The following is a 23,557-nucleotide window of genomic DNA, read 5'->3' as shown; positions in this document are numbered from 1 at the left end:
ATATCGGGGTTGGTGGAAATCAGCGTTGGCAGAAAATGACTTTGTTTCTGCGCCGCCAGCGCAATCTTGGCCAGCAGGCCAAGCGTCGTGCTGTCGATGATTTCGGTCTCGGTGAGATCGATAACCACGGTTTTGAATGCCGGATCACGGGTTATGGACTCAACCAGATTGTCCAGCGTCGAACACAGGTTCAGCCGGATTTCCCCAATAAACTTCAGGACGTATATTCCCTGCTGTTCTGCTTGCAGGATTTTATAACCAGCCATTTTTCACACTGCCACTAAGTCGACGACGTGTTATCTGACCCGTTTATGGTATCAGTTACCGATACTATCGCGATATCGTCAGGCAGCTCCGAGATCTTATCCAGCCCCAGAGCGTCGCTCAGCGATGCGATAGTGTGACTACCTCCTGAAACGAGTTCAAGTAGTCTGTTCTCCTTTTCATCCAGAGATTTGGCCGGGATCACTTCCAGCAGGCCATCAGAGAACAACAAAAGCCGGAATGGTCGGTCCAGCTTCACCTGGTAAAGTTCCCATTCCGGCGTTTCGAACAGCCCTACCGGCAGCCCGCTGCCTTCCAGAAAACGGGTTTCACCATCCTCAAACGACAGGATGGGCATGGGGAAATGCGCCCCGACCGCATAACTCAATGTACGTTCCGTTGTTGAAATAATGCCTACAAACACGGTGACATGCTTGCCAAGCCCGGTATCCAACAGCTCCGAATTAATGCGCTCCAGGAAACGTTCCGGGTGCAGGATGTCGTCACTGGACTGGCGCCGGAGATTCCGCTGCAAACGATTTGTGAGGTTTCGCAGTAACACGGTAACGAACGCGGAACTGGCGCCATGGCCTGAAACGTCGGCGATATAAACGAGGACCTTGTCTTCACTGATGCGAAAATAGTCGAGAAAATCGCCACTGAGATACAGGGACGGCTTGATGAGGTAATCCACACTGAGCCCGGAAAGCGTGAGCTGATGGTCTGGCAGCATTTTAAGCTGCACCTTGCGGCCGGCATTCTGATCGGCCCTTAGCTCGGCAATACCGTTGCGCAAGTCCCGGTTGGCTTCTTCCAGTTCCTGCCGGTACAACTGGTTCAGGCGGTTTACCCTGACCCGGTCAAACAACTTTCCGATAACATCGTCCAGTGCGTTACGGTCGTCATTGCAGGGTTTGAGCACCACATCGGCGGCTCCGGCCCGCATGGCCTGGACCACATCGGCACTGGACTGGCTGCTGGTGCAGGCCACTATCGGCGTGAAACTTTCTGTTTCATCAAGGCGCCGGGACAGGTCTCTGATGGCCTCTGGAGGGAGATCTGCAAAGATCACATCCGGGATATTGTCGTCGAACAATCCTCGGGCAGCGTTTACCCCCGCTGCACCAGTTACGTAAAACCCCCGCGCCTCCAGGTAACGGGACAGATCGGCTCGGGCCTGTTCATCGGCGTCAATTATCAGAATGCGCTCGGTGCGCGAGGTCATGTTGGCTGCCCTAAACTACCAGCGGTAAAGAAAAAAGGCTTTATATGGCCTATTCTGGCATGCCCCTGTGATATAACAAGGCCGCAATCATCATTTTGGGAGAATTGTAACCATGAGACGTGCCGTTAACGATCTGCTCGGAGCCTATGACAAACTGATCATGGACCCGGTGCATGGCGGTATCCCGCTCTACCGGCACGAAATCCAGGTGATTGACCATCCACTGTTTCAGCGCTTGCGTAACATCTGCCAGAACGACATTCTGAGCCTGGTTTTCCCCGGCGCCACCCATTCCCGTTTCCTGCACAGCATCGGGGTGATGCATGTGGGCACACGGATGTTCCGGGCCATGATCGATGCATACCTTCGGGAACGGCAGCTGAGTGAGCAGACCGATCTCAGCCTGAGCCAGCTCGATGCCATCGATTACCTGGCCAAGACCATCCGCCTTGGCTGCTTGCTGCACGACAGCGGACACTCCAGTTTCTCCCATCAGTTCACCCAGGCCCGGAAGATTCGCGACCTGATGTCTCGCCCTGAACGGTTCCGGGATTTGTGGGAAGGTGTTGACTATTCGGCCTACCAGGCCAGTGAACCGGAAGAGCTGGAGCATGAACACTACTCTGTTCGAGTCGCCCATGACGTACTCTCGTCTGTGGATCTGGAGAGCGCCGGGCTGGCTGCCATCGATGTCATCGGCATTATGGAAACCACCGATGTTACGCCCAGCGAAACCTTCTGCCGCCACGCCCAGACGTTCTGGGAATTTATCGCTGGTGATGATGCCATTGCCGGCACTATCCCGCCCCGGGATGTACCGCAGTTGGTGATGGGCCTGCTGTCATCCATAGTTTCGGGGGAAATTGATGCCGACCGGGCCGATTATATGTTGCGGGACGGCTTCCACAGCTCGGTCACCATCGGCGGTTTCAATCTCGATCACCTGCTGAGCAACCTGCGGTTCGGCTGGGACGTTTCTGAACCCTGGATGGGGCTTGCGATTACCCAGAAAGGCCTGGGCGCCCTGGAAGACTTCGTGTACAGCCGCCACCAGATGTACCGCAAGGTATATGCGCACAAGACCGCTCTGGGCTTCGACTGGTTGCTGCGTGAGGCCATTAACGAAGTGCTGGAGGACCCGGAAAGCTTCGACTGGGTGGATACCTGCCTGAGCAACATGAAATGGTTTGCCGAGCTGACCGACAACTTTTTCTGGGAAGCCTTCCGCAAGGTTGCCCGCCGGGAACCGAGGAGCTACTCGTTCTGCATCGTGAACCGTGTGAAGCTGGACCACGTCGACACGCGAGAGAATCTGGACAAGACTGAAATCCTGAATCACAGCCGCTGGCTGGCATCGGAACTGGGCATTAACCCGGACAACGTGGTGACCTGCTCCATGAAGGCCCGCTTCTCGAACATTCAGGACAACTTCAACGGCATCAAGGTCTTGGTGAAAAACCCGATCACCCGGGAGCGAAGCCTGCGAAAAATCACCGAGGTGAGTGCCTTCTTCTCAAAATTCGGCGACGGCACCATCACCCATTTCTACCGGCGGCCGGAGGTCGCAGAAAAAGCTCCCTCCGACCTGACTGAGTAGCCGCAATTACTGATCAGGGCTCTGGCCCATTGCCTGCACCAGTTGCGAGGCGCTTTCCCAGGCGCCTTCAACCCGACCGCCCGCCAGCCAGTCGCCAGCCAGGCCAATGCCGGCAATGTGGTCGAACAGGTAGCCAGGATTATCGGCGGCTTCCGAGCGTGCGTACAGCCAACGGTGAGGTACCCAGTCATCCGGAGCCTCTTCATGCCCGGTCAGCCCCCTGAATTCCGCCAGCAGAGCTTCAGCAATGCATTCCGGGGCGTCATCCACGTGCTGATGTGTCCACTCGGGGTTCGCGTGCAGCACCCACCACTGGCCCTTGTCTTCCCGGCCGGGTTTGGAGGAGTTGTTGGCCACCCAGAACAACACGTCGGAGTTGGGGCGCGCAGCATCAAACGGGAAATCAACGGGACGATTAAAATGGGCAGCTACCGCCCAGCAAGGCAGGATATTATCCACGTGCTCAGCCAGCCCTTCCGCCATCGCTTCAAGCCCGCTGTCCCGCAACAGTTCCTGAGCCTGCGCCGGTGGCGCCGTGATCACGACCTGATCGAAGCCGTCGTAGTGCTGACCCTCGGTATCGGTGAGCTGCCATTTGGAACGGTGTTTTGACAGCCGGGCGATTCGAACGCCTGATTCCAGCGAAATGTGTTCAGACAGAGCCCGGGAAATGGCCGTCATTCGCGGAGTACCAACAAACCTGTGTTCCTCTGGAAACGTCTGCCAGCTGTCCCTTTCCGTCTGATAACCGAAGCGGGCATTCCAGCTCTGGTAGCTCTGGTGCCCCGCCCAGCGATCCAGAAACCGGGTGAAACCGGGATTACGGGACGTGAAGTACTGGGCGCCGATATCGGCCGAGCCGTTCGCCACGCGTTTGGACGCCAGACGACCACCAGGGCCGCGGCTTTTCTCGAAGACCCGGACAATATGGCCCGAATCGCCAAGAAGAATTGCGGCCGTCAGCCCCGCCAGCCCTGAACCAATAACCGCGATGCTGCGTATTGATGTGGTGTCTGATGTTACTTCACGCATGGTTGTATATGACCCGAGTAAATAGTTGGTTAACAAACATTCTGAGATGGTTCGATTCCGAAGCAGGATCAGATCACCTGGATACGGACTCCCGAGCCTTTAACTGGGTACGAGTCCTGCCCTTCATCGCCCTCCACCTTGCCTGTTTGCTGGCACTTTATACAGGTGTCAGTACCTTCGCAGTGGTTTTTGCCATTGCGTTCTTCCTGGTAAGGATGTTCGCGATCACGGGCTTCTACCATCGCTATTTCTCCCACAAAACCTTCAAAACCAGCCGGCCTGCACAGTTCGCGTTTGCGATTCTGGGGGCCAGCGCGGCTCAGCGGGGTCCCTTGTGGTGGGCCGCGCACCACCGGCACCATCACCAACACTCGGACAATGAGCAGGATCTGCACTCGCCACACCAGGGCGGGTTCTGGTGGTCCCATATGGGATGGTTTACCTGTGACGCCGGCTTTGCAATGGATGAACGCAGGGTGCGCGACTGGCTGAAATTCCCGGAACTCAGGTTCATCAATCGTTTTGACTCTCTGGTACCCGCCGCGTTCGCGGTCGCTATTTACCTGTTTGGCGAGGCACTGGCCCTTTGGGCACCCGGGCTCGGCACCAACGGGCTTCAGCTCCTGGTATGGGGCTTCTTCATTTCAACCGTGGTGCTTTTCCACGCAACGGTATCGATAAACTCCCTGTCACACGTCTGGGGTAAAAGACGTTTCGAGACCGATGACGACAGCCGCAATAATTTCTGGCTGGCCCTGATCACCCTGGGCGAGGGTTGGCACAATAACCACCACCGCTGGCCGCAATCGGTACGCCAGGGTTTCCGCTGGTACGAAATTGATGTCACCTGGTACGGCCTGTGGTTGCTTTCCAAGCTGGGCATCATCTGGGATCTCAATCCGATTCCGGCTCATATTCAGAAAGAGACCCGGGAACTGGACCACAAGAGGAGGAACCGCTCATGACGACCTCTGCCTCTGCCATTGAAGTCGGGGCACCGGATTCCGGATTGCCCGTGGTGCTGGACCGTTTCTGTTCGCTGTATAACACACTGGACAAAGGCAATCTTAACAAGCTCCAGCAGGTATACGGCGAGGATATCGAGTTTCAGGATCCTTTTGGTCGGGTACATGGTCTTGATCAGTTAACCGAATACATGGCAGGCGCCTACGGCAACGTTATCCGCTGCCAGTTCCGTTTCCAAGAACCCGTCATTCAGGAATGCTGGTGCAGCCTGCCATGGGTGATGGAACTTCAACACAAGCGTGTCCGCGGCGGCAAGCCGGTGTTTGTAGAAGGCATCAGCCACCTGGAAATCCGGGACGGGAAAGTGCGGTATCACCGGGACTATTTCGACGCCGGCCAGCTGTTGTATGAAAACCTGCCCGTATTGGGCCGCATGATTCGTTGGGTAAAGGAGCAGGCGGGATGAGCCAATTGCTGTCATCACCCAGCAACATCTGGTTAACCGGCGCCTCATCCGGTATTGGCGAAGCGCTGGTTCACGAACTCGCCGGTGCCGGTCACAAACTGATTGTGACCGGCCGCCGGCAGGAGCCATTGGATGAGCTGTTGCAAACCTTCCCGAACCAGATAGCCGCCGCCGCTGCGGACACCACCAGCAAGAATGACTTGCAGGGGGTCAAGTCGCAGCTTGACCACTTTGGCGACCTGGACATGGTCATTCTGAACGCCGGTACCTGTGAGTATCTGGAAGTCGCGGACTACAACAGCGATGTCATTGCCAACAACGTGACCACCAACGTGATCGGCACAGCACGCTGCCTGGATTTTGCCCTGCCGGCGCTGCGGGCGACCCGTGCCAAAGGTAAACCGGCGACGCTGGTGATTGTGAGTTCCTCGGCGTGGTGGTTTCCGTTCGGGCGTGCTGAGGGCTATGGCGCCTCCAAGGCGGCACTTACCTACTTTGCCCAGTCACTGAGAGCTGATCTGGCGGCCGAGGGGATTCGGGTGGTGGTGGTATCCCCGGGGTTTGTCAAAACGCCATTGACGGACCGAAACGATTTTCCCATGCCGTTCATCATCTCAGCCGGGGATGCGGCTAGACGAATCCGCACAGGGCTTGAGAAAGGCCGGAACGAAATCGCGTTCCCGAAACGCTTTACCTGGTCCCTGAAGCTGCTAGCCGCCCTGCCCCAGGGAGTCATCGACCGCATGGCCGCCTCCATGGCCCGTAAAACCGATCATTGAAGTTTGACCACAGGAAATACCTTGCATGAATCAGGAACGTCAGCGAATTGCCGTGATTGGCGCTGGAGTATCAGGTTTAACAGCCGCCTGGCTGCTGGCCGACAAGCACGATGTGCATCTGTTTGAAGCCGGCGACTATGCCGGAGGCCACACCAACACGGAACAGGTTGAAGCTGGTGGTCGCACCTGGCCGGTGAATACCGGTTTTATTGTGTTCAACGACTGGACCTACCCCAACTTCATCAAGTTGATGGATCGGCTCGGGGTGGCCTCTGAAGTGAGCAACATGAGTTTCAGCGTGGACTGCCATGCCAGTGGACTGCAGTACAACGGCACCAGTCTGAACACCCTGTTCGCCCAGCGCCGGAATCTGTTTAATCTGAATTTCCTGAAAATGATCCGGGAGATTCTCCGGTTCAATAAGGAAACCCGTGCCGACCTGGCCGCCGCCACGATTCCGGACGGCGAAACACTCGGGGAATACCTGAACCGCAACGGCTACAGCCGGTACTTCCGCAACTACTACATTGTTCCTATGGGCGCGGCCATCTGGTCTGCACCGGAGATTGTGCTGGAACAGTTTCCGATCCGGTTTTTCCTGCAGTTCTTTAACAACCACGGCATGTTATCTGTGGATGACCGGCCCACCTGGCGAGTGATTTCCGGAGGTTCGGCCACCTACGTAAACCGGATGATGGACAAGCTGCGCGAACGCACCCATCTGAACAGCCCGGTAACTTCCGTAAAACGGGATGAGGAGGGCGTTACCCTGGTGGCCAACGGACAGGAACATCGTTTTGACCAGGTCATTTTCGGCTGCCACAGTGACCAGGCCCTGGCCATGCTGGACGACGCCACTGACGATGAGAGAAGCATCCTCGGAGCCATCGCATACCAGAAGAACGACGTGGTTCTGCACACGGACGCCAGCGTACTGCCCTCGAACCGTCTGGCTTGGGCCGCCTGGAATTACATGATCCCGGAACACAGCACGCAACCGGTTTCCGTAACCTACAACATGAACGTTCTTCAGAACTTCGACGACGCTCCGGAAACCTTTTGCGTCACCCTGAACCGAAGCCGGGATATTAATCCGGAAAAGGTGATCAAACGGTTTGAATACGATCACCCCGTCTTCACTCTGGACGCCGTTGCCGCACAGGAGCGCTACGATGACATCGGTAACCGGAACCGCACCCACTTTTGCGGTGCCTACTGGTTCAATGGCTTCCACGAAGACGGTGTGCGCAGCGCACTGAGAGTTACCCGGGCATTCGGGGTGGAGCTCTGATTATGGCCAGTGAATGGCTGGAAGGCACCATAAGGCATCGGCGCAAGCTACCGGTTCAGCATGAGTTCAGCTACAACATCGGAATGCTCGCCCTCGACCTTGACGACTGGTCCACGGTAACCAGAACCAGTCCGTTTTTTTCCCTCGAACGTTTTAACTGGCTGGGGCTCTACCGGCGGGATTACCTTGACCCGGAAGTGCCCAGCCTGCGCCAGGCGGTATTCAACCGGGTTAAAAGCGCCACCGGCTGGGCTCCGGATGGGCCAATAGAGCTGGTTACCCACCCGCGCTACCTGGGCTACATTTTCAATCCGGTCAGCTTTTACCTGTGCTATGAAAGGGGCTGCAGGCCAGACGCCGGTGCCACCCCCCGTGTGATTGTCGCCCAGATTACCAACACCCCCTGGAAACAGCGCCATGTGTACTGCATGGAATGCACCCAGCCGGGGCCGGGCTCCGATAACGCCTGGCACACCGAGCGTTTTGCTTTCAGCAAACGCTTCCACGTTTCACCATTTAATGGCATGAATCAGCACTACCAGTGGCTGTTCAGTTTTCGCGGCAAGGACATGCGCGTTCACATGAATGTGGAAGAGGAAGGCCGCAAGCATTTTGATGCCACGCTGGTAGTCCAACGCACCCCTCTTGATCGTAAAACCCTGCACAGGAGCCTGAGACGGTTTCCCCTGGAAACCATCAAAGGCGTTGCCGGTATTTACTGGAATGCCCTGAAGCTGAAATTCAAAGGGGCCCCCTTTTACACCCACCCGGACAAACTCGATGCAACCGACAGCGCCTACCAGCGCGGTACCGAGGATCTGGGGCTGGATGTAACGGAAAAACCATCGGCACAACAAGACAACGCATTTGATTCGGCAGGAAGGGTAAGCTCATGGAGAACCTGAACACCTCGGTTGAACACCAGCGCACCGGAAACACGGGGCTTTCGTTGATCAGCCGTGTCGCAAAGCACCTGGCTTGCCAGCAACTGGCGCAGCTTGGTCATGGCAGGCTGGTGATCAGAGAGGCAGGAGGTGAGGACCTCGTATTCGGTGATGGCGATGACCGCTATCCGCAGGCCGAGTTAGTGATCCACAACCACAGCACCTGGCGGGATCTGGTGACCGGTGGCAGCATCGGTGCTGCCGAATCGTTTGTGGCAGGTGACTGGAGTTCACCAGATCTGACCGCCCTGCTTCGGTTCTTTACCCGCAATATCGACACCATGAACCGGTTTGAAGACCGGTTTGCCTGGATCAGCAAGCCAGCACTCAAGGCACTGCACTGGCTGAACCGCAACACCCCGGAAGGCTCCCGCAAGAACATCAGCGCCCACTACGATCTGGGCAATGACCTGTTCCGCCTGTTCCTGGACCCAACCATGATGTATTCCTCCGCCATTTACCCCCGCGAGGATGCAACCCTGGACGAAGCGGCCGTTCACAAGCTGGATACCATCTGCCGCAAGCTGGATTTAAGGCCGGAGGACCGGGTGGTGGAAATCGGTACTGGCTGGGGTGGCTTCGCCATTCACGCCGCCAAACACTATGGCTGCCATGTCACCACCACTACCATTTCCAGGGAGCAGCTGGAGCTGACCAAGGCGCGAGTGAAAGCGGAAGGCCTGGAAGACAAGATTACGCTGCTGTTCGACGACTACCGCGATCTGCAGGGGCAGTTCGACAAACTGGTGTCCATCGAGATGATCGAAGCCGTTGGCCCCCAGTTCCTGGACAGCTACCTGTCCCAAATCAGCCACCTGCTGAAGCCGGATGGCCTGGCGCTGATTCAGGCCATTAACATGCCGGAACAGCGTTACCACCGGGCATTGAAGAATGTGGATTTCATCCAGCGTTACATTTTCCCCGGCAGCTTTATCCCATCGTTTGGCGCTATTCTTGGCTCTATGAACCGGGGCTCAGACCTGGTACTGACCCACGCCGAAGACTTTGGCTTTCACTACGCCCGAACGCTGAGGGACTGGTGTGACCGGTTTATGGCGCGCCGTCAGGAACTGGAACAGCTGGGTTACGACCAGGCCTTCCAGCGCCTTTGGCATTTCTATTTCGCGTACTGCGAAGCTGGCTTCAGCGAGCGGGCGATTGGCGTTGCCCATCTGGTCATGGCCAAGCCGGCCAACAAACGCGCGAATATTCTGAGTGTATGATCACTTCAAAAAACGCCCGTAACCTGCTGAACTTTATACTGTTCCAGACAGGCTGGCTGGCCTGCGTGCTGTACCCCGGGCTAGCTACGGTTGGGCTGATCCTGGTGTTCCTGGGGCTACATCTTGCTCTGGTCAGTCAACAGCGGTTTTCCGAACTGCAGTTTATTGGCTTTGGCGTGGTGCTCGGCGGACTGATGGATACATTCTGGTTCCGAACCGGGGTGCTGGCCCTGGATTCCGGAGAAGAGGTGCTGGCGGCCCCGCCCTGGCTCATCGCGATCTGGGCAATCTTCATGACCACCCTGTGTCATTCCCTGGGCTGGATTGGCCAGCGCCAGTGGTTGCCGTGGGCTCTGGCCCCCATTGCCGGCCCCTTTGCCTATTGGTCCGCCAGCCAGCTCGGTATAGTGGCGCTGCCGGACCTGACAGTTTCCCTGGTCGCCATGGCCGTCGGCTGGTTCGTCCTGTTTCCGTTGCTGCTGTTCATTCGCAAGGCCCTGTATACGGAGCTGGAAACATGAAACTCGCTGGTTCGACGGCCCTGACCGTATTCCTGGCAGCAGCCGCGTTTCCCGTGGCTGGCGAGGTATTTGAATTTTCAGGTACAGCCAAACAGGATGGGAAGGTGCTTTACCAGGAGGATCATCGAGTCGAAGGCACGTGTTCCGAAGGCGTCTTCGCCCCGGTTAATCACCAGGTTTCCTACCGGACTCCGGAAAGCCGCGACGAGTTTGCCAGCAAAATGCTGTCTTACAATAGCTCCCCATTCCGTCCGCAACTGGAATTCCGCCAGCCGACATTCGGAGAAGCTTTGACCATCACCTACCCGCAGGAGCAGGCACTCAACATCGTCTGGCAGAGTCCAGCGGGAGACACCCGCGAATTCATGGTCCCCTTTGACCAGAGCCTGGTGGTGGATTCAGGTTTTGATTACTTTGTCCGGGCAAACTGGGAACGCGTCCAACAAGGCGAGTCTGTGGAATTCCGGTTTCTGGCCCCCACCCGGGGCGATCACTACGGTTTTGTTCTGGAGCCAGCCACTTCTGTAAAGGTGAACGCAGAGGTGACCGTGCAGATCCGCCCCACAAGTCTGGTATTACGGTTTCTGGTGGATCCCATCGTGCTGGGCTATAGCTCAGACGGCGCACTGACCGACTATCTGGGGTTGACCAACATCCGGCAAGATGCCGAATCCAACCACATTGCCCACATTCGCTATCAGGTTGCCCGCTTGCCGGATTGTGAACTGACACGGTAATCCGGTCGCAGCTGCCAGACGGCACCCGGCCTGGGGTGTGTTAAACTCCGAAAAAATTTTTCCGGAGATTCTGCGCCCATGATGTTTGTGTCGTTCAATGTGAACAGTATCCGCACCCGCCTGCATCAGCTCGAAGCCGTGATTCAGCAGCTTAATCCGGATGTCATCGGTCTTCAGGAAACCAAGGTCACTGATGAGGAATTCCCGGTCGAGGCCATTCGCGAGCTCGGTTATCACGTTCACTTTCATGGCCAGAAAACCCACTACGGTGTTGCCCTGTTATCCCGCGCGGAGCCGGAAGAGGTCCTCAAAGGCTACCCCTCCGATGGCGAAGACTCCCAGCGGCGCCTGATTACCGGCCATTTCACCGTTAACGGCGAGCCCCTGACCGTCATCAACGGTTATTTCCCCCAGGGAGAAAGCCGGGACCACCCTGTAAAGTTTCCTGCCAAGGAAAAGTTCTACGCCGACCTGATGGCCTACCTGGACGAACTGGCCAAGAAACCCGGCCATATTCTGGTGATGGGCGACATGAACATATCGCCCACAGACCGCGACATCGGCATTGGTGCCGACAATGCCAAACGCTGGTTGCGTTCGGGAAAATGCAGTTTCCTGCCGGAAGAGCGGGAATGGCTCGGGCAGGTTGAACAACGGGGCTTTACCGATGTATTCCGCCACCTGCACCCGGACGAAGCCAACACCTTCAGTTGGTTTGACTATCGCAGCAAAGGCTTTGAGCGTGACCCGAGGCGCGGCCTGCGCATTGACCTGATCATGGCCAGTGACAGCCTCCTGCCCAAGGCAAAAGCAGCTGGTGTGTCCTACGATATCCGGGCCATGGAGCGACCATCCGATCACTGCCCGGTGTGGGCCTCATTCGACCTCTGATTGACCGGGCCATTACGGATGAAGAAAGTCAAAACCAGGGATCGGATCCTCGACACCAGCCTGCTGCTGTTCAACAGCCTTGGGGAGCCCAACGTCACCACTCTGCTGATCTCTGATGAGCTGGAGATCAGCCCGGGCAACCTGTATTACCACTTCAAAAGCAAAGGCGATATCGTTGAGGAATTGTTCCGGGCCTATGAGGCAGAGATGCTGGATCTTCTGGCGGTGCCCGAGGAAGCAGACGTGCCCATGGACCAGTTCAGCTTCTTCCTGCATCTGCTGTTTGAAGCCGTGGCCCGCTACCGTTTCCTGTACCAGGATCTGGTCAATGTCCTGTCCCGTTACGATCAGCTTCAGGTTCGATTTCGCAGGATTCTCAAAAAAAAGGAATTGGCGTTCAACACGCTGTGTGAGAGTTTTCGCCGGCAAGGCATCATGAACATCGGTTCGGATGAACTGGCTTCGGTGTGTGAGCAGCTTACCCTGACGGTGTGTTACTGGAGCAGCTTCGATACGCTTTCGCATCTGGATGACCGGGAGTCAGTCGACCCGGGCCGCGGAGTCTATCAGATGTTGCACCTGTTGCTGCCCTACCTGAACGAGGAAGAGCAGGAACAGGTCCGGCTCACCAGCCGGACCTATCTCTAGAGTTTATTCTTCCTCGTCGCGCGCAGTGTTCTGGCCGCGCAGCCTGGACAGCTCACTTTCCAATGCCTCGATACGGCGCTCCATAGCTTCGATTTCTTCCCGGCGATGGATGCCCAGGCGACGGAGTGCGCCAGAAACCCGCTGGTCGAACATATGCTCGAGCTTGTCCCAGGTACCGGTGGCCCGCTCACGAACCTCGCCTACCCGATCTTCCACGGTGCGGATCTGTTTCTCGACCACACCCCGGGTTTTGCTCTCCAGCTGTTCGCCTTCCTGAACCAGACGATCAAAGAACTTGCCGGCGTCCTCTTCCGCTTTGGTGTAGGCGCCAAGCCCAGCCAGCCAGATTTGCCGGGCGGAATCCTTGATCTTGCCCGCCAGTTGCGGATCATTTTCAGGATTTTTGTCGTCGTGCTCAGACATGCATACCTCATGGGAGTCGGGCATTAGCGGTAGCTGTCATTGTATTACAGCCGGGGCCGGATTGCAGTGGTGGCCCTGAGAACCGCATAACGAAAGGCCGCAGTATAACCACTGATGCAATATGAAAAAATGTTTTCAAACGAAAGCGCCTCTCACTTGAACTGTTCAAATTATGGTCAATACTTCCCAATACCGGCATCCCTGTTGATGTCGGTTTGTCTGGAAGTCTTTCATGGATACTACTCGCACGCCTCTGCCCGGCATTCCCTGCCGGGCTTTTTTTGTTATTATTTCTCCCCATTATATGGTTATTCCAAAACCGATATTTCGCGGGAGTCTATGAATGATTGATATTGCCTGGAGCCAGTTTACCCCTGGCGCTGCACTGACCGGCGGCCTGCTGATCGGCCTCGCCGCTGCAAGCTTCCTGCTTTTGAACGGCCGCATTGCAGGAATAAGTGGAATACTGGGTGGCCTGTTGGTGCCTGCCCGCCGCGATATACTCTGGCGGGTGGCTTTTCTCGCCGGGCTTGTAGGCACCCCAAGCCTGTGGCTGTTGTTTTCCGAGCTTCCACCCATTCAAGTTGACGCAGGTTACCCGGCTCTGATCCTCGCCGGATTGCTGGTGGGTATAGGCACTCGCTACGGCTCAGGCTGCACCAGCGGGCATGGTGTCTGCGGATTGTCTCGTCTGTCGCCTCGCTCACTGGTCGCAACCCTGAGTTTTATGGCAACAGGATTTTTAACGGTGTTCGTAATTCGCCATCTGATGGGAGTCTGAATGATGAAGTACTCTGTCACCTCACTTCTGGCAGGACTGATTTTCGGGTTGGGGCTCATGGTATCCGGTATGGCCAATCCGGAAAAAGTGCTCGGTTTTCTCGATATCGCCGGGCTTTGGGACCCGTCACTGGCTTTCGTGATGGGAGGCACAATCATCGTCGGACTGGTCGCTTTCGCCGTGGCGCGCAGGCGTACCCTGTCGTTCCTCGGATTCACCATGAAAATGCCGGCGAACAACCGTATTGAGCCCAGACTTGTTATTGGCAGCATGATGTTCGGTATTGGCTGGGGCATTGCCGGTTTTTGTCCAGGGCCCGCCCTGGTGGCTCTTGGTGCCGGAGAAATCAAGGCCGTGGTCTTTGTTGCGTCCATGGTGGCCGGTATGATGGCATTCGAAGTGATCGAGCGGATTAAACGACCGTCGTTGGGAGACACGCGTGGATATCAGAAAAATTGATGACAGTATTTCCGTAGCGCCACAAATCGCTATTGATGACGTTGCCGAAATTGCGCGGCTGGGGTTTCGGACCCTGGTCGCCAATCGGCCCGACCATGAAGAATACGGCCAACCGGCCATGGCCGACATTGAGGCCGCAGCGAAAGCAGAGGGCCTTGAATGGGTCTACATGCCGGTTGAGTCTGGCAATATTACCGACCAGGACGTCGAACGTTTCGCGCCCATGATCCGTGATGCCGAGAAACCCGTACTAGCCTTCTGTCGTTCCGGCACCCGCTGTACGGTACTATGGGCCCTGAGCAGTGCCCGCGACCACCAGCCTGAGGAAATCCTGTCCCGGGCACGGAATGCAGGTTACGACATTACCGGGCTTATTCCCCGCCTGATGCAGCAGGCCGGCAAGCGTTAATTTTCACCTCACGGAACGTCTCAATGCCTTACAACGGGATCGATAACTACCGCCACAATGAGCCGGACCGGCTCGGTGTGCTGATCACCAACCTTGGAACCCCCGACGCACCTACTACTCCCGCCCTGAGGAAATACCTCGCGGAATTCCTCTGGGATCCGCGGGTTGTCGAGGTACCGCGCCCCCTGTGGTGGCTGATTCTGCACGGCGTCATTCTCCGCATCCGCCCCCGGAAAAGTGCGGAAGCCTATGCCAGTGTGTGGGAAAAGGAGGGTTCTCCCCTGCTGATTCACACGGCGAAACAGGCTGAGGGTATCCGTGAGGCCATGAAACTGCGTTTCGGTACCAATGTGGTGGTAGGTTTCGCTATGCGTTATGGCAACCCTTCCATCCCCCGGGTACTGGAAGAGATGCAACAACAGGGCGTGCGCAAGCTGCTGGTACTTCCGCTGTATCCCCAGTATTCGGCCTCAACCACAGCCTCAACCTTCGATGCCATTTCAAAAGACTTTACCCGGCGGCGTTGGCTGCCCGATTTCCGGTTTGTTTCCCATTACCACGATTTCCCGCCGTACATCGAAGCCATGGCGCGCCATATTGAATCGCACTGGGCTAAACATGGCCGCAAGGAAAAACTGATTCTCTCCTACCACGGCGTACCGCTGAAATACCTGCTGAAGGGCGACCCCTACCACTGCGAATGCCATAAGACATCGCGGCTGCTGGCGGAGCGCCTTGGCCTCGGTAAAGACCAGTACATGACCACTTTCCAGTCCCGGTTCGGGCGGGAGGAATGGCTGCAACCCTATACCGATGAAACCCTTAAAGCCTTGCCCGAAAAAGGGGTAAAATCCATTGATGTATTTTGCCCTGGTTTCTCCGCCGATTGTCTGGAAACGATCGAGGAGATTAACGAGGAAAACCGCGAATACTTTATGGAGTCCGGCGGCGAAGGCTTTAGCTATATTCCCTGCCTGAACGCCACTCCGGGGCACATCGATGCCCTGGTGACACTGGTTGAGGAAAATCTGCAGGGATGGGGTATTCCCGAGAATTCGCCGGAGTCCCTGGAACAGCGGGCCAGACTGGCGGAAGAGCGCAAACAGGCCACATTCCCGGGCCGCAGCGACATCTGAGGAGAGACAGGACAGCGCCATGAAACTGAATTGCGATCTGGGGGAAAGCTACGGCGCCTGGCAAATGGGCCAGGACGACCTGGTTATGCCCCTGATCGACATGGCCAACGTGGCCTGTGGCTTTCACGCCGCAGACCCTATGGTGATTCGCAAAACACTGGCACTGGCAGCTGCCCATGACGTGGCGGTTGGCGCTCACCCGTCCTATCACGACCTGCCCGGCTTCGGCCGGCGCTCGATTCACCACACGCCGGAAGAAATCGAAGCCCTGATGCTTTATCAGCTCGGGGCGCTCGAAGGCATGTGCCGCAGTGAAAGCCTGACGCTAAGCTACGTCAAACCCCATGGCGCCCTGAACAACGACATGATGCGGGACAATAGACTGCTTCGCGCCGTGATGGAGGCCGTACGCACCTTCCGGACCGATCTGGCACTAATGATTCCGGTCACCAGTAACTACCGCGAACATCAGCAAATGGCGGCCGACGTTGGCCTGCCCCTGCTGCTGGAAGCCTTTGCAGACCGCGCCTACGATGACGAAGGCCAGTTGGTTTCCCGGCGCCAGGCCGGCGCCGTACACGAGAATCCGGACATCATCGTTGGCCAGGCGCAGTCCTTTGCGGAAAAGGGCGGCGTATTCAGTACCACCGGCAACTGGCTTGAGCTTCCGGCCGACAGCCTGTGTGTACATGGCGACAATGACGCCGCGCTCGACGCAATCAAAGCCATCCGCCAGGCGCTCGGTAAATCCGGCCGATGATCGAGGCGGTTTCGGAAGATACCATCCTGATTACCCTGGCCCAGGCCATCGATGACGCCCTGCCTGCCCGCATTGCCAACCTCGTCGACAACATTTGGCGTGCGGGTTTTCACTGGCTGGTGGATATGGTGCCCTCATACACGACATTGATGGTGGTCTACGACCCGGTAGTCGTCGATTTCCGACAGGTAAGCGCCGAGATCTGGCCCCTCGTTCACAGGCTGAGCACACAGGCGCACACGGCGGAATTGAAAAGCCGCCTGGTGGAACTGCCGGTGTATTACAGTGTCGAGACCGGGCCTGACCTGCAATGGCTGGCCGCGGAGAGCGGACTCGATCGCGAGGAAGTGATTCGTCGACACAGCTCGGTTGAATACCGGGTGCATGCGCTTGGATTTGCCCCCGGCTTCGCCTTTATGGGGCAGGTTGACCCCACCATTGCCGCGCCCCGGAAAACCACTCCTCGCAAACAGGTACCCGCCGGAAGCGTTGGCATTGCCAATCGGCAGACAGCAGTTTACCCGCAGGTTTCTCCGGGCGGCTGGCAGCTGATTGGGCGCTGCCCGACACGCCTTTTTGATCCAACGAACCTGTCGCTCCTCAAGGTGGGCGATCGGGTGCGCTTTACCCCCATCAGCCGGGAGGCGTTTCTGGCCGCCGGTGGGGAGCTCATTTCATGAGCTGGCTGGAGGTCATTCATCCCGGCGTGCAAAGTTCTGTGCAGGACAGTGGTCGCCGGGGTTATCGCCACCACGGGCTGGCCGCAGGCGGCGCCCTTGATCTGATCAGCTTTACCTGGGCCAACAAGCTGCTGGACAACCCTCGCCATGCTGGCTGCCTGGAAATAATGTTAGGGGGATTCCGCGCCATTGCCCACGGCTCGCTCCGGATTGCCATCACTGGCGCCAGAACCAGCGTGACCGTGACCGGCGAACCCGTTGAAATGTGGCGAACCTTGAACCTGAACGACGGCGACGAGCTGGCCATCAGCCATTCGGCTCACAACCGGCTTATCTACCTGGCCGTGGCGGGAGGACTGGATTCGCCGCAGCAGTTCGGCAGTCACACGGTGGTTGTTCGGGAAAAGCTTGAGGGCCGGGGCCCGATAAAGGCAGGAGATAAACTGGTACTACGGGAACCGCAACGAAAAGTGCCAAGCCGGGAAGTGCCCGCGCACCAGCGCCCTGATTTCAGTTCAGAGGTGGTTCTCGGCCTGATACCGGGCTATCAGTACACTCAGTTTCAGCGGTCAGATATCCTGCGGCTGACAACCAGCGGCTACACCGTTAGCGATCAATCTGACCGTATGGGTTTCCGGCTTCAGGGTGAAGCCCTGGACTGCCCTCCGCCCGGCATCATCTCCGAAGGCATTGCACACGGATCTGTTCAGATTCCCGGCGATGGTCAGCCTATCGTGCTGCTGAACGATGGCCAGACGATTGGTGGCTACCCGAAGCCTGGCGTGGTACCGATCCTGGATTGCAGCCGCCTGGCCCAGCAACTACCCGGTGACCGTGTCCGGTTTGAATTATGCGATCTGGCTACGGCGCAGAATCAGCGCCGGCTTTTTGAGCTTCACTACCAGAACACTCGCTGGTGTCAGAATGGCCAGGCACTTGAGTGGCTTTGATTCCCCCGGCATGTTCAAGGTCGGGAACGGCCTGACAAAAGGTGCACTCTTCCGTATCTACGGCCGCGCCACCGGTCTCGACATAACGCACGCGATGGCTCGCCCTGCCTCGATTGGCTGACACTGCGAAGCGGCGGTTTTTGCGATCTGACTGTTCCTGACTTTCCGGTTCTTCAGCCATGGATGAAATCTCCCGGATATGAAGCGTGGTGTTTGGAATCCAACGGAGGGATTGGTGTAACCAGGATATTGGGGTATCAAGAGGAAAAACAAGAAGAAAAATGGCGGTGGGCCAGGGATTCGAACCCCGGGACGGCTATTAACCGTCGGCGGTTTTCAAGACCGCTGCATTCAGCCACTCTGCCAGCCCACCGTCTTGTCGAAGCATCGGGAAACGCTTCGGCTAGCTGCCTTGTCGACAGCGGGAGGAATGATACCGGATTTGCCCCCTCTGTCAACGCCCTGCAAGAAAAACAAAGCAAATTCCGTGGCTTCTGGTCAGAGCTTAGACAAGATTACCGCGTTTTAATGGAATCCATTTGGTGTTTCTCTGTCGTAAATGATTGAAAGTTGCGGTTTCGACATTATGATGGTCTACAGTATCCAGTTGCACTAGAGCACTAAACGGAGATGACAATGGAAGACAGACGTTTCGGCGTTCAGAACAACCAGGCGGCCTACTCGCCGGCCAGCGAAACCAGTCGCGCAGCGGCAGGTATCAGCGACGACGCCATGAAGGTGTTGCGCAACACCTACATGTTGCTCGGTATGACCCTGGCGTTTTCAGCCGTGACCGCGTTCCTGAACATGAATGGCACGCACCCGGGCTTCCTGATTACCATCGTGGGCTACATCGGCCTGCTGTTTGCCACCTATAAGCTGAAGAACAGCCCCTGGGGCATCGTCACCACCTTCGCACTGACCGGCTTTATGGGTTATACCCTTGGCCCGATCATCGGTGCGTTTGTTGCTGCAGGCGCCTCACAGATTGTTGCTCAGGCACTGACGTTGACTGCCGTCGCGTTCGTGGGCCTGTCCGCAACCGCCATCATCACCAAGAAGGACTTCAGCTTCCTGTCCAGCTTCCTGACCGCTGGTGCATTCGTGCTGATTGGCGCCATGCTGCTGGCGTTCTTCATGGAGAGCTCAGTTCTGCACCTGGCCGTTTCCGCAGGCTTCACGATCTTCGCTTCGATCATGATCCTGTTCGAGACCAGCCAGATCATCAAGGGTGGCGAGCGTAACTACATCATCGCCACCGTAGGCCTGTATGTGTCCATCTACAACCTGTTCGTCAGCCTGCTGCACCTGCTGTCAGCGTTCAGCGGCGAAGATTGATCAGTACACTCAGCCCAACGCCTTGAGAAAACCCCGGCCTATGCCGGGGTTTTTGCTTTAGGTACACTTGCAGGGTTTCCATCAGTCAGCATCCAGATTCATGCCTCAGCCACTCAGTTACACACTCGTGATTACCGGTGCCCCCTGGGCAACACAGGCTCCCCAGACTGCCCTGTCATTCGCTCAGGCCCTGCTGAAAGCGGGCCACCGTATCGACCGGGTGTTCCTGTATGGCGATGGCGTACACCTGGCGTCAGCCCTGAGCGCTCCTCCCTCCGATGAGCAACACTGGCCGCGACTGTGGTCTGAATTCCTTTCCGGGAACAACATCACAGCGGTCGCCTGCATTGCTTCAGCCCTGCGCCGCGGCATTGTCGATAAGACCGAACAGGCCCGTTACGAGCTGACTGCCAGCAATCTCAGGGCACCCTTCGAAATTGCCGGTCTTGGCGAGTGGGTAGAGGGAAACCTGAAGTCCAACCGGGTTCTTTATTTTCACGGGACACACTGACCATGACCACCCTGATTGTGATCGATCAGCCACCCTATGGCTCCTGGGCAGGACGAGACGCGCTGGACATGACCTTCTCCCTGGCGGCCTTCGACCAGCCCGCCGCCATGCTGTTTCTGGGGGCTGGCGTCAACTGGCTGTGCAAAGGCCAGGCCGCCGATGCCGTCGGCCAGAAATCTGTGGCGAAGAACCTCTCTGCGGCCGCCCTGTTCGGCGTTGAACAGATACTGGTGGATGCCCAAGCATGCGCGCAATATGGACTGGAGTTCGACGATTTGCTGTCAGGAAGCATGCCGTCGGAGTCGATTTCCGAAACCCTGAGCCAGTTTTCCCGCGTTGTTTTTGCCGGATAGGACCCTGTCATGCCTGAAAACACGACCGCAACCCTGCACATCATCAACAAAGCTCCGGAACACGCCAGATTCCGGCATTGTCTGGCATCTGCTCAACAGGGTGACACGCTACTGCTGATTGAAGATGCCGTGTTGGCGCTGCTCGATCGCGGAAAGGAGTTGCCGGGGGCTTCTTATGGCCTGGAGGCGGACGCAAATGCGCGCGCCGTGGCCAATCGCGTGCCCGCAGATCAACTGGTCGACTACGCCGGTTTTGTGCAGCTGACCGTTAATCATTCACGAATCATCAACTGGTAAACCATGAGTGCTTCGAATTCGCCTGAGAGAAACAACGAGGGTTTTCTGGAGGACGCGGCCACCTGGACCGATGAGGTAGCCTGGGAAATCGCTCAGGAAGACGACATTGAGTTAACGGAAAAACACTGGGAAATCATATATTTTCTAAGGAATTTTTATAAACAGCATGAAATTTCACCGCCATCGAACCGTTTGTTCGTGAAGGCCGTGAGAGAGGCGCTGGGGGACGAGAAAGGAGACAGCATCTACCTGATGACACTGTTCCCCGGAACACCCGCCAAAACTGCCTGCCGGATTGCCGGACTGCCTCGTCCTACGAATTGCCTCTGAGCCAGTGGAAGATATCGCACTGTTACTTGTCGCGCTTTTCGGCTGACCGCGCCTGATTGGCTTGCTGTTCTTCGGCAGCGGCCCCCAGAAAAGTGCTCAGCCCGTTTTCAAACAGGTTTGAACCAAACTTGAGGAACTGGCGAGTGGATTCCCTGGTGGCACCGTCCCAGGCGCTTTGGGGTATCTGCCGGATAGATTCAGCAACACCCTTCTGAACGCCGCTGGTCACCTTCGGCTCAATCTCATTGGCGGTATCAATCAAATCCTGAATGCGCTCAGCCAGCCATGGCTTTACCACCCAGAACCAGAACGCGAAGAGAACAGCCGTTACGGCGAACGCTGTCAAAAAAATCTGTGTGAGGATCTGTGCCCAAACTGGCATACGCTATTCTCCCTGGTGTGGTTAGCCCAGTACGGCCCGGGGCAAGCCGGTCATGGCAAGAAACTGAACGAGCCCGGCCACTGCACCAAACAAGCCACCCACGAACATCAGCTGAATTTCTTCCTCCCGGAACGCCGGCCTGAGTATGTCCTGGAATTCTTCCGGTCGCAGGGCCTTCATCTGGCTGGCCAGCACCCCCGCGACGACTGGTGCACGCTCACGATTGAAAGCGGGATCACTGAATACATCCCGCGTGGCCAGCACCGCTTTCTGATTCATCACACGCTTGAGCTCGGTGTAACCGGTCATACCCACAGACACCTGGGCCGCCAGCTTCATGACCATGGAATTGTCGAGCATGGGGCGCAGGTGTTTCTGGATGATGGCGCGGGTACGGTCACCATGCTGACCGTTGATCATGGCATCGGCGACTTTCTCGACCGTGATCAATTCCTCCGCCACCAGACGCGCCCATATATCGCTGATTTCATCCTGCCGACGCAGGAACAGCCCCTGCAATTGCCAGAACAGCACTCTGCGCGGACGTACCGGAGCGAAAATCAGGTTGATGGCAATCCAGTTAGTCACGAAGCCTATAAAGAACCCGCCCACCGGCAGTAACCAGGGCTGGGGGTAGAACACGGAAACCGGCGCCAACGCGGCACCCATCACCGCTCCGATGATAGCGCCCCGATTAATAACCGACCTGAGCTCAACCGCACCGGCCTGCTGGAAGATACGATTCATCAGGTCCGGATGGTTCTGCAACTCCCGACTCAACAGCGCCTTGAGATCGACCAGCTCATCAAGATCGTCACCAAAATCCTCCACCAGCTCCTCTACCCGATTGGGTAGCTGTTGCCGCGCCCACTGATAGATCCGGGCCCGAACAAACAGCGGCAGATTATCCCAGAGTACCGGCTGGATTTCGTACATGACCTCGTCAATGTACTCATCCATGCGGGGCGTCACCTGAGCCACCACCTGTTCCACAATGCGGTTGGGCTCCAGCTTCTGGTACACAGAATTCAGGTCGCCAAACTTCTGCAGGGTGCGATCAATACAGATGTGGGCCATTTTCTCGGCCTTGCGCGGAATTACCCCTTGCCAGCCAATAACCCCAACGCCGATGAACCGGACAGGATGAAAGGACATCTGAATGGCGAGCCAGTTAGTGAACCATCCCACCACGGCAGCCATTACAGGCACGGACACAAGAGCAAGGTCAGTCAAGCGTTACCCCGAAATAGAAAAAGCATTCGCTCACACGGCACGGATAATACCCGGCCTTTGATTCTGTTTATGTGACCGATAATGAAGTATTGCGCTTAACAGGCCATTGGCCGTGTAGCCAGGCAAGGCAGGTGTTTCTGGCAGCCGCCAGAGAAGGGGCGACTGCCGGAGGAAGGGTGCAACTTATTGATAGTAAGCGTTTTCGGTATTCGAGTGGTCTGTCACATCACGCACCGCGGAGATTTCAGGTACGCGTTCCTTCAGTGTCTTCTCGACACCCTGCTTCAGCGTCAGGCTGACCGCAGAGCAGCCCTGGCACCCGCCACCAAAGCGCAACACCGCAACCGATTCGTCAACAATCTCAACCAGCGAAACATCACCGCCATGAGCTGCCAGGTTGGGATTGATTTCAGAGGCCAGCACGTAGTTCACACGCTCCGGCAGGGGCGCATCATCAGCCACCTGCGGCACCTTGGCATTAGGCGCCTTGATGGTCAGTTGCCCGCCCATCTGATCCTTGGAGTAATCGACATATGCGTCTTCCAGGAACGGCACCGAATTATGGTCCAGATACAGAGTAAACTTCTCCAGGTTGACCTGCTCATCGGTTGGCACAACTTCATTGGGCGGACAGTATGCCAGACAGGTCTCTGCGTTGCGGGTGCCGGGCTGGGTCACGAAAATGCGTACGCCCATACCTTCAACGTCCTGCTTTTCAATCAGTTGCGCAAGATAATCCCTTGCGGAATCAGTCACAGTTACCAGAGCCATGCTTCCTACCTGTTATCAAGTGTGACTGACATTTTATGAGAGATCGCCGGAACATAAAAGACCAAGTAAAATAGTCGGGCATTAATGGGGTAATCAGTTTCCCTTATCCCAACGGCGGACAGGCAAAACGGAACTTGATAATGATCATCCGTACTAAGAC

Annotated in this window: 30 protein-coding genes and 1 tRNA gene; 23 read left to right on the top strand and 8 right to left on the bottom strand. The window is 56.8% G+C overall.

Going from position 1 to position 23,557, the window contains the following annotated elements; genetic code table 11:
• A partial coding sequence (locus tag B3Y70_RS12545; RefSeq protein WP_288589911.1) for an STAS domain-containing protein occupies positions 1-266 on the bottom strand: 266 nt, incomplete at its 3' end.
• Positions 267-280: 14 nt separating this feature from the next.
• Positions 281-1,489 (bottom strand): PP2C family protein-serine/threonine phosphatase, encoded by a 1,209-nt coding sequence (locus B3Y70_RS12540; RefSeq protein WP_011784966.1) that lies wholly within the window; start codon positions 1,487-1,489, stop codon positions 281-283.
• A 112-nt stretch (positions 1,490-1,601) separates the two neighbouring features.
• On the opposite strand from B3Y70_RS12540, the gene B3Y70_RS12535 reads away from it, so the two are divergent.
• On the top strand, positions 1,602-3,086 hold the full coding sequence (locus tag B3Y70_RS12535; RefSeq protein ID WP_278350622.1) for an HD domain-containing protein: 1,485 nt from the start codon (positions 1,602-1,604) through the stop codon (positions 3,084-3,086).
• A 6-nt stretch (positions 3,087-3,092) separates the two neighbouring features.
• Here B3Y70_RS12535 and B3Y70_RS12530 read toward each other — a convergent pair whose 3' ends face one another.
• Positions 3,093-4,118, bottom strand: coding sequence for an NAD(P)/FAD-dependent oxidoreductase (locus B3Y70_RS12530; protein WP_273030038.1), 1,026 nt, complete (start codon positions 4,116-4,118; stop codon positions 3,093-3,095).
• A gap of 8 nt (positions 4,119-4,126) precedes the next feature.
• Between B3Y70_RS12530 and B3Y70_RS12525 the strand changes: the two genes are divergently transcribed.
• The 10 genes from B3Y70_RS12525 to B3Y70_RS12480 all read left to right on the top strand — a co-directional run bounded on the left by B3Y70_RS12525 (position 4,127) and on the right by B3Y70_RS12480 (position 12,584).
• Entirely contained in the window at positions 4,127-5,083 is a 957-nt protein-coding gene (locus B3Y70_RS12525; protein ID WP_288589910.1) for an acyl-CoA desaturase, read from the top strand.
• Positions 5,080-5,550: a nuclear transport factor 2 family protein gene (locus B3Y70_RS12520; protein ID WP_273030037.1), complete on the top strand. Its 471-nt coding sequence runs from the start codon at positions 5,080-5,082 to the stop codon at positions 5,548-5,550. The genes B3Y70_RS12525 and B3Y70_RS12520 overlap by 4 nt, the downstream gene beginning before the upstream one ends.
• Positions 5,547-6,329, top strand: a complete 783-nt coding sequence (locus B3Y70_RS12515; RefSeq protein ID WP_183578393.1) for an SDR family NAD(P)-dependent oxidoreductase — start codon at positions 5,547-5,549, stop codon at positions 6,327-6,329. Before B3Y70_RS12520 ends, B3Y70_RS12515 begins: the two co-directional genes overlap by 4 nt.
• A gap of 25 nt (positions 6,330-6,354) precedes the next feature.
• Positions 6,355-7,620, top strand: coding sequence for an NAD(P)/FAD-dependent oxidoreductase (locus B3Y70_RS12510; protein ID WP_273030033.1), 1,266 nt, complete (start codon positions 6,355-6,357; stop codon positions 7,618-7,620).
• 2 nt (positions 7,621-7,622) lie between these two features.
• Positions 7,623-8,525: a DUF1365 domain-containing protein gene (locus B3Y70_RS12505; protein ID WP_153739894.1), complete on the top strand. Its 903-nt coding sequence runs from the start codon at positions 7,623-7,625 to the stop codon at positions 8,523-8,525.
• Complete coding sequence (locus tag B3Y70_RS12500; RefSeq protein ID WP_288589908.1) at positions 8,513-9,787, top strand: SAM-dependent methyltransferase; 1,275 nt, start codon at positions 8,513-8,515, stop codon at positions 9,785-9,787. Before B3Y70_RS12505 ends, B3Y70_RS12500 begins: the two co-directional genes overlap by 13 nt.
• Positions 9,784-10,308 (top strand): DUF2878 domain-containing protein, encoded by a 525-nt coding sequence (locus B3Y70_RS12495; RefSeq protein ID WP_153739896.1) that lies wholly within the window; start codon positions 9,784-9,786, stop codon positions 10,306-10,308. Before B3Y70_RS12500 ends, B3Y70_RS12495 begins: the two co-directional genes overlap by 4 nt.
• Complete coding sequence (locus B3Y70_RS12490) at positions 10,305-11,045, top strand: hypothetical protein (RefSeq protein ID WP_153739897.1); 741 nt, start codon at positions 10,305-10,307, stop codon at positions 11,043-11,045. The genes B3Y70_RS12495 and B3Y70_RS12490 overlap by 4 nt, the downstream gene beginning before the upstream one ends.
• Positions 11,046-11,123: 78 nt before the next feature.
• Positions 11,124-11,936 carry an exodeoxyribonuclease III gene (gene xthA / locus B3Y70_RS12485; RefSeq protein ID WP_114434063.1) on the top strand — a complete coding sequence of 271 codons (813 nt, stop codon included), beginning with the start codon at positions 11,124-11,126 and terminating at the stop codon, positions 11,934-11,936.
• An 18-nt stretch (positions 11,937-11,954) separates the two neighbouring features.
• Positions 11,955-12,584: a TetR/AcrR family transcriptional regulator gene (locus B3Y70_RS12480; protein WP_023010163.1), complete on the top strand. Its 630-nt coding sequence runs from the start codon at positions 11,955-11,957 to the stop codon at positions 12,582-12,584.
• 3 nt (positions 12,585-12,587) lie between these two features.
• Here the strand turns inward: B3Y70_RS12480 and B3Y70_RS12475 are convergent, their stop codons facing one another.
• Complete coding sequence (locus B3Y70_RS12475; RefSeq protein WP_011784979.1) at positions 12,588-13,007, bottom strand: phasin family protein; 420 nt, start codon at positions 13,005-13,007, stop codon at positions 12,588-12,590.
• Between the two features lie 343 nt (positions 13,008-13,350).
• On the opposite strand from B3Y70_RS12475, the gene B3Y70_RS12470 reads away from it, so the two are divergent.
• From B3Y70_RS12470 to B3Y70_RS12440, 7 genes are read left to right on the top strand one after another with little or no spacing between them, the layout of a single operon-like run.
• Positions 13,351-13,788 (top strand): YeeE/YedE family protein, encoded by a 438-nt coding sequence (locus B3Y70_RS12470; RefSeq protein WP_153739898.1) that lies wholly within the window; start codon positions 13,351-13,353, stop codon positions 13,786-13,788.
• Between the two features lie 3 nt (positions 13,789-13,791).
• Complete coding sequence (locus tag B3Y70_RS12465; RefSeq protein WP_153740038.1) at positions 13,792-14,247, top strand: YeeE/YedE family protein; 456 nt, start codon at positions 13,792-13,794, stop codon at positions 14,245-14,247.
• Entirely contained in the window at positions 14,228-14,656 is a 429-nt protein-coding gene (locus B3Y70_RS12460) for a TIGR01244 family sulfur transferase (protein WP_022991214.1), read from the top strand. Before B3Y70_RS12465 ends, B3Y70_RS12460 begins: the two co-directional genes overlap by 20 nt.
• A 23-nt stretch (positions 14,657-14,679) precedes the next feature.
• Positions 14,680-15,792, top strand: a complete 1,113-nt coding sequence (gene hemH / locus B3Y70_RS12455) for a ferrochelatase (protein ID WP_153739899.1) — start codon at positions 14,680-14,682, stop codon at positions 15,790-15,792.
• Between the two features lie 19 nt (positions 15,793-15,811).
• A complete protein-coding gene (locus tag B3Y70_RS12450) occupies positions 15,812-16,552 on the top strand; it encodes a 5-oxoprolinase subunit PxpA (protein ID WP_014421419.1) in 741 nt (246 codons plus the stop codon).
• Entirely contained in the window at positions 16,549-17,232 is a 684-nt protein-coding gene (gene pxpB / locus B3Y70_RS12445) for a 5-oxoprolinase subunit PxpB (RefSeq protein ID WP_288589905.1), read from the top strand. Before B3Y70_RS12450 ends, pxpB begins: the two co-directional genes overlap by 4 nt.
• Positions 17,229-18,182: a biotin-dependent carboxyltransferase family protein gene (locus B3Y70_RS12440; protein ID WP_199451671.1), complete on the top strand. Its 954-nt coding sequence runs from the start codon at positions 17,229-17,231 to the stop codon at positions 18,180-18,182. The genes pxpB and B3Y70_RS12440 overlap by 4 nt, the downstream gene beginning before the upstream one ends.
• Before the next feature lie 282 nt (positions 18,183-18,464).
• Here B3Y70_RS12440 and B3Y70_RS12435 read toward each other — a convergent pair.
• Positions 18,465-18,555 (bottom strand) — tRNA-Ser (locus B3Y70_RS12435).
• 263 nt (positions 18,556-18,818) lie between these two features.
• On the opposite strand from B3Y70_RS12435, the gene B3Y70_RS12430 reads away from it, so the two are divergent.
• The 5 genes from B3Y70_RS12430 (at position 18,819) to B3Y70_RS12410 (ending at position 21,011) form a co-directional block, all read left to right on the top strand.
• Complete coding sequence (locus B3Y70_RS12430; protein WP_153739902.1) at positions 18,819-19,520, top strand: Bax inhibitor-1/YccA family protein; 702 nt, start codon at positions 18,819-18,821, stop codon at positions 19,518-19,520.
• Between the two features lie 100 nt (positions 19,521-19,620).
• Positions 19,621-20,031: a sulfurtransferase complex subunit TusD gene (gene tusD, locus B3Y70_RS12425; RefSeq protein ID WP_153739903.1), complete on the top strand. Its 411-nt coding sequence runs from the start codon at positions 19,621-19,623 to the stop codon at positions 20,029-20,031.
• A 2-nt stretch (positions 20,032-20,033) separates the two neighbouring features.
• Positions 20,034-20,384: a DsrE family protein gene (locus tag B3Y70_RS12420; RefSeq protein ID WP_153739904.1), complete on the top strand. Its 351-nt coding sequence runs from the start codon at positions 20,034-20,036 to the stop codon at positions 20,382-20,384.
• 9 nt (positions 20,385-20,393) lie between these two features.
• Entirely contained in the window at positions 20,394-20,681 is a 288-nt protein-coding gene (gene tusB / locus B3Y70_RS12415) for a sulfurtransferase complex subunit TusB (protein ID WP_153739905.1), read from the top strand.
• Between the two features lie 3 nt (positions 20,682-20,684).
• Positions 20,685-21,011 (top strand): TusE/DsrC/DsvC family sulfur relay protein, encoded by a 327-nt coding sequence (locus B3Y70_RS12410; RefSeq protein WP_153739906.1) that lies wholly within the window; start codon positions 20,685-20,687, stop codon positions 21,009-21,011.
• 22 nt (positions 21,012-21,033) lie between these two features.
• On the opposite strand, the gene B3Y70_RS12405 is transcribed toward B3Y70_RS12410, so the two are convergent.
• The 3 genes from B3Y70_RS12405 to nfuA all read right to left on the bottom strand — a co-directional run bounded on the left by B3Y70_RS12405 (position 21,034) and on the right by nfuA (position 23,397).
• Positions 21,034-21,393: a hypothetical protein gene (locus B3Y70_RS12405; protein WP_153739907.1), complete on the bottom strand. Its 360-nt coding sequence runs from the start codon at positions 21,391-21,393 to the stop codon at positions 21,034-21,036.
• 21 nt (positions 21,394-21,414) lie between these two features.
• Positions 21,415-22,626 (bottom strand): DUF445 domain-containing protein, encoded by a 1,212-nt coding sequence (locus B3Y70_RS12400; protein WP_194841878.1) that lies wholly within the window; start codon positions 22,624-22,626, stop codon positions 21,415-21,417.
• Positions 22,627-22,809: 183 nt separating this feature from the next.
• The gene (gene nfuA / locus B3Y70_RS12395; RefSeq protein WP_011785011.1) at positions 22,810-23,397 is read right to left on the bottom strand and encodes a Fe-S biogenesis protein NfuA; all 588 of its coding nucleotides are present in this window, start codon (positions 23,395-23,397) and stop codon (positions 22,810-22,812) included.
• Between the last annotated feature and the right edge of the window lie 160 nt (positions 23,398-23,557).

Source organism: Marinobacter sp. UBA5687, from assembly GCF_002420325.1.
GTDB classification, from domain to species: domain Bacteria; phylum Pseudomonadota; class Gammaproteobacteria; order Pseudomonadales; family Oleiphilaceae; genus Marinobacter; species Marinobacter nauticus.
Note: the sequence above shows the minus strand (reverse complement) of the source record. Positions and strands in the feature narration are given on the sequence as shown.

Coding starts and splice junctions, on each gene's coding strand:
- B3Y70_RS12405 (WP_153739907.1), bottom strand. CDS start 21,393: ATGCCAGTTTGGGCACAGATCCTCACACAGATTTTTTTGACAGCGTTC.
- tusB (WP_153739905.1), top strand. CDS start 20,394: ATGCCTGAAAACACGACCGCAACCCTGCACATCATCAACAAAGCTCCG.
- B3Y70_RS12480 (WP_023010163.1), top strand. CDS start 11,955: ATGAAGAAAGTCAAAACCAGGGATCGGATCCTCGACACCAGCCTGCTG.
- B3Y70_RS12525 (WP_288589910.1), top strand. CDS start 4,127: ATGACCCGAGTAAATAGTTGGTTAACAAACATTCTGAGATGGTTCGAT.
- B3Y70_RS12490 (WP_153739897.1), top strand. CDS start 10,305: ATGAAACTCGCTGGTTCGACGGCCCTGACCGTATTCCTGGCAGCAGCC.
- B3Y70_RS12475 (WP_011784979.1), bottom strand. CDS start 13,007: ATGTCTGAGCACGACGACAAAAATCCTGAAAATGATCCGCAACTGGCG.
- B3Y70_RS12540 (WP_011784966.1), bottom strand. CDS start 1,489: ATGACCTCGCGCACCGAGCGCATTCTGATAATTGACGCCGATGAACAG.
- B3Y70_RS12440 (WP_199451671.1), top strand. CDS start 17,229: ATGAGCTGGCTGGAGGTCATTCATCCCGGCGTGCAAAGTTCTGTGCAG.
- B3Y70_RS12510 (WP_273030033.1), top strand. CDS start 6,355: ATGAATCAGGAACGTCAGCGAATTGCCGTGATTGGCGCTGGAGTATCA.
- B3Y70_RS12535 (WP_278350622.1), top strand. CDS start 1,602: ATGAGACGTGCCGTTAACGATCTGCTCGGAGCCTATGACAAACTGATC.
- nfuA (WP_011785011.1), bottom strand. CDS start 23,397: ATGGCTCTGGTAACTGTGACTGATTCCGCAAGGGATTATCTTGCGCAA.
- B3Y70_RS12430 (WP_153739902.1), top strand. CDS start 18,819: ATGGAAGACAGACGTTTCGGCGTTCAGAACAACCAGGCGGCCTACTCG.
- B3Y70_RS12450 (WP_014421419.1), top strand. CDS start 15,812: ATGAAACTGAATTGCGATCTGGGGGAAAGCTACGGCGCCTGGCAAATG.
- tusD (WP_153739903.1), top strand. CDS start 19,621: ATGCCTCAGCCACTCAGTTACACACTCGTGATTACCGGTGCCCCCTGG.
- B3Y70_RS12505 (WP_153739894.1), top strand. CDS start 7,623: ATGGCCAGTGAATGGCTGGAAGGCACCATAAGGCATCGGCGCAAGCTA.
- B3Y70_RS12530 (WP_273030038.1), bottom strand. CDS start 4,118: ATGCGTGAAGTAACATCAGACACCACATCAATACGCAGCATCGCGGTT.
- B3Y70_RS12495 (WP_153739896.1), top strand. CDS start 9,784: ATGATCACTTCAAAAAACGCCCGTAACCTGCTGAACTTTATACTGTTC.
- B3Y70_RS12470 (WP_153739898.1), top strand. CDS start 13,351: ATGATTGATATTGCCTGGAGCCAGTTTACCCCTGGCGCTGCACTGACC.
- pxpB (WP_288589905.1), top strand. CDS start 16,549: ATGATCGAGGCGGTTTCGGAAGATACCATCCTGATTACCCTGGCCCAG.
- B3Y70_RS12520 (WP_273030037.1), top strand. CDS start 5,080: ATGACGACCTCTGCCTCTGCCATTGAAGTCGGGGCACCGGATTCCGGA.
- B3Y70_RS12410 (WP_153739906.1), top strand. CDS start 20,685: ATGAGTGCTTCGAATTCGCCTGAGAGAAACAACGAGGGTTTTCTGGAG.
- B3Y70_RS12420 (WP_153739904.1), top strand. CDS start 20,034: ATGACCACCCTGATTGTGATCGATCAGCCACCCTATGGCTCCTGGGCA.
- B3Y70_RS12465 (WP_153740038.1), top strand. CDS start 13,792: ATGAAGTACTCTGTCACCTCACTTCTGGCAGGACTGATTTTCGGGTTG.
- xthA (WP_114434063.1), top strand. CDS start 11,124: ATGATGTTTGTGTCGTTCAATGTGAACAGTATCCGCACCCGCCTGCAT.
- hemH (WP_153739899.1), top strand. CDS start 14,680: ATGCCTTACAACGGGATCGATAACTACCGCCACAATGAGCCGGACCGG.
- B3Y70_RS12500 (WP_288589908.1), top strand. CDS start 8,513: ATGGAGAACCTGAACACCTCGGTTGAACACCAGCGCACCGGAAACACG.
- B3Y70_RS12515 (WP_183578393.1), top strand. CDS start 5,547: ATGAGCCAATTGCTGTCATCACCCAGCAACATCTGGTTAACCGGCGCC.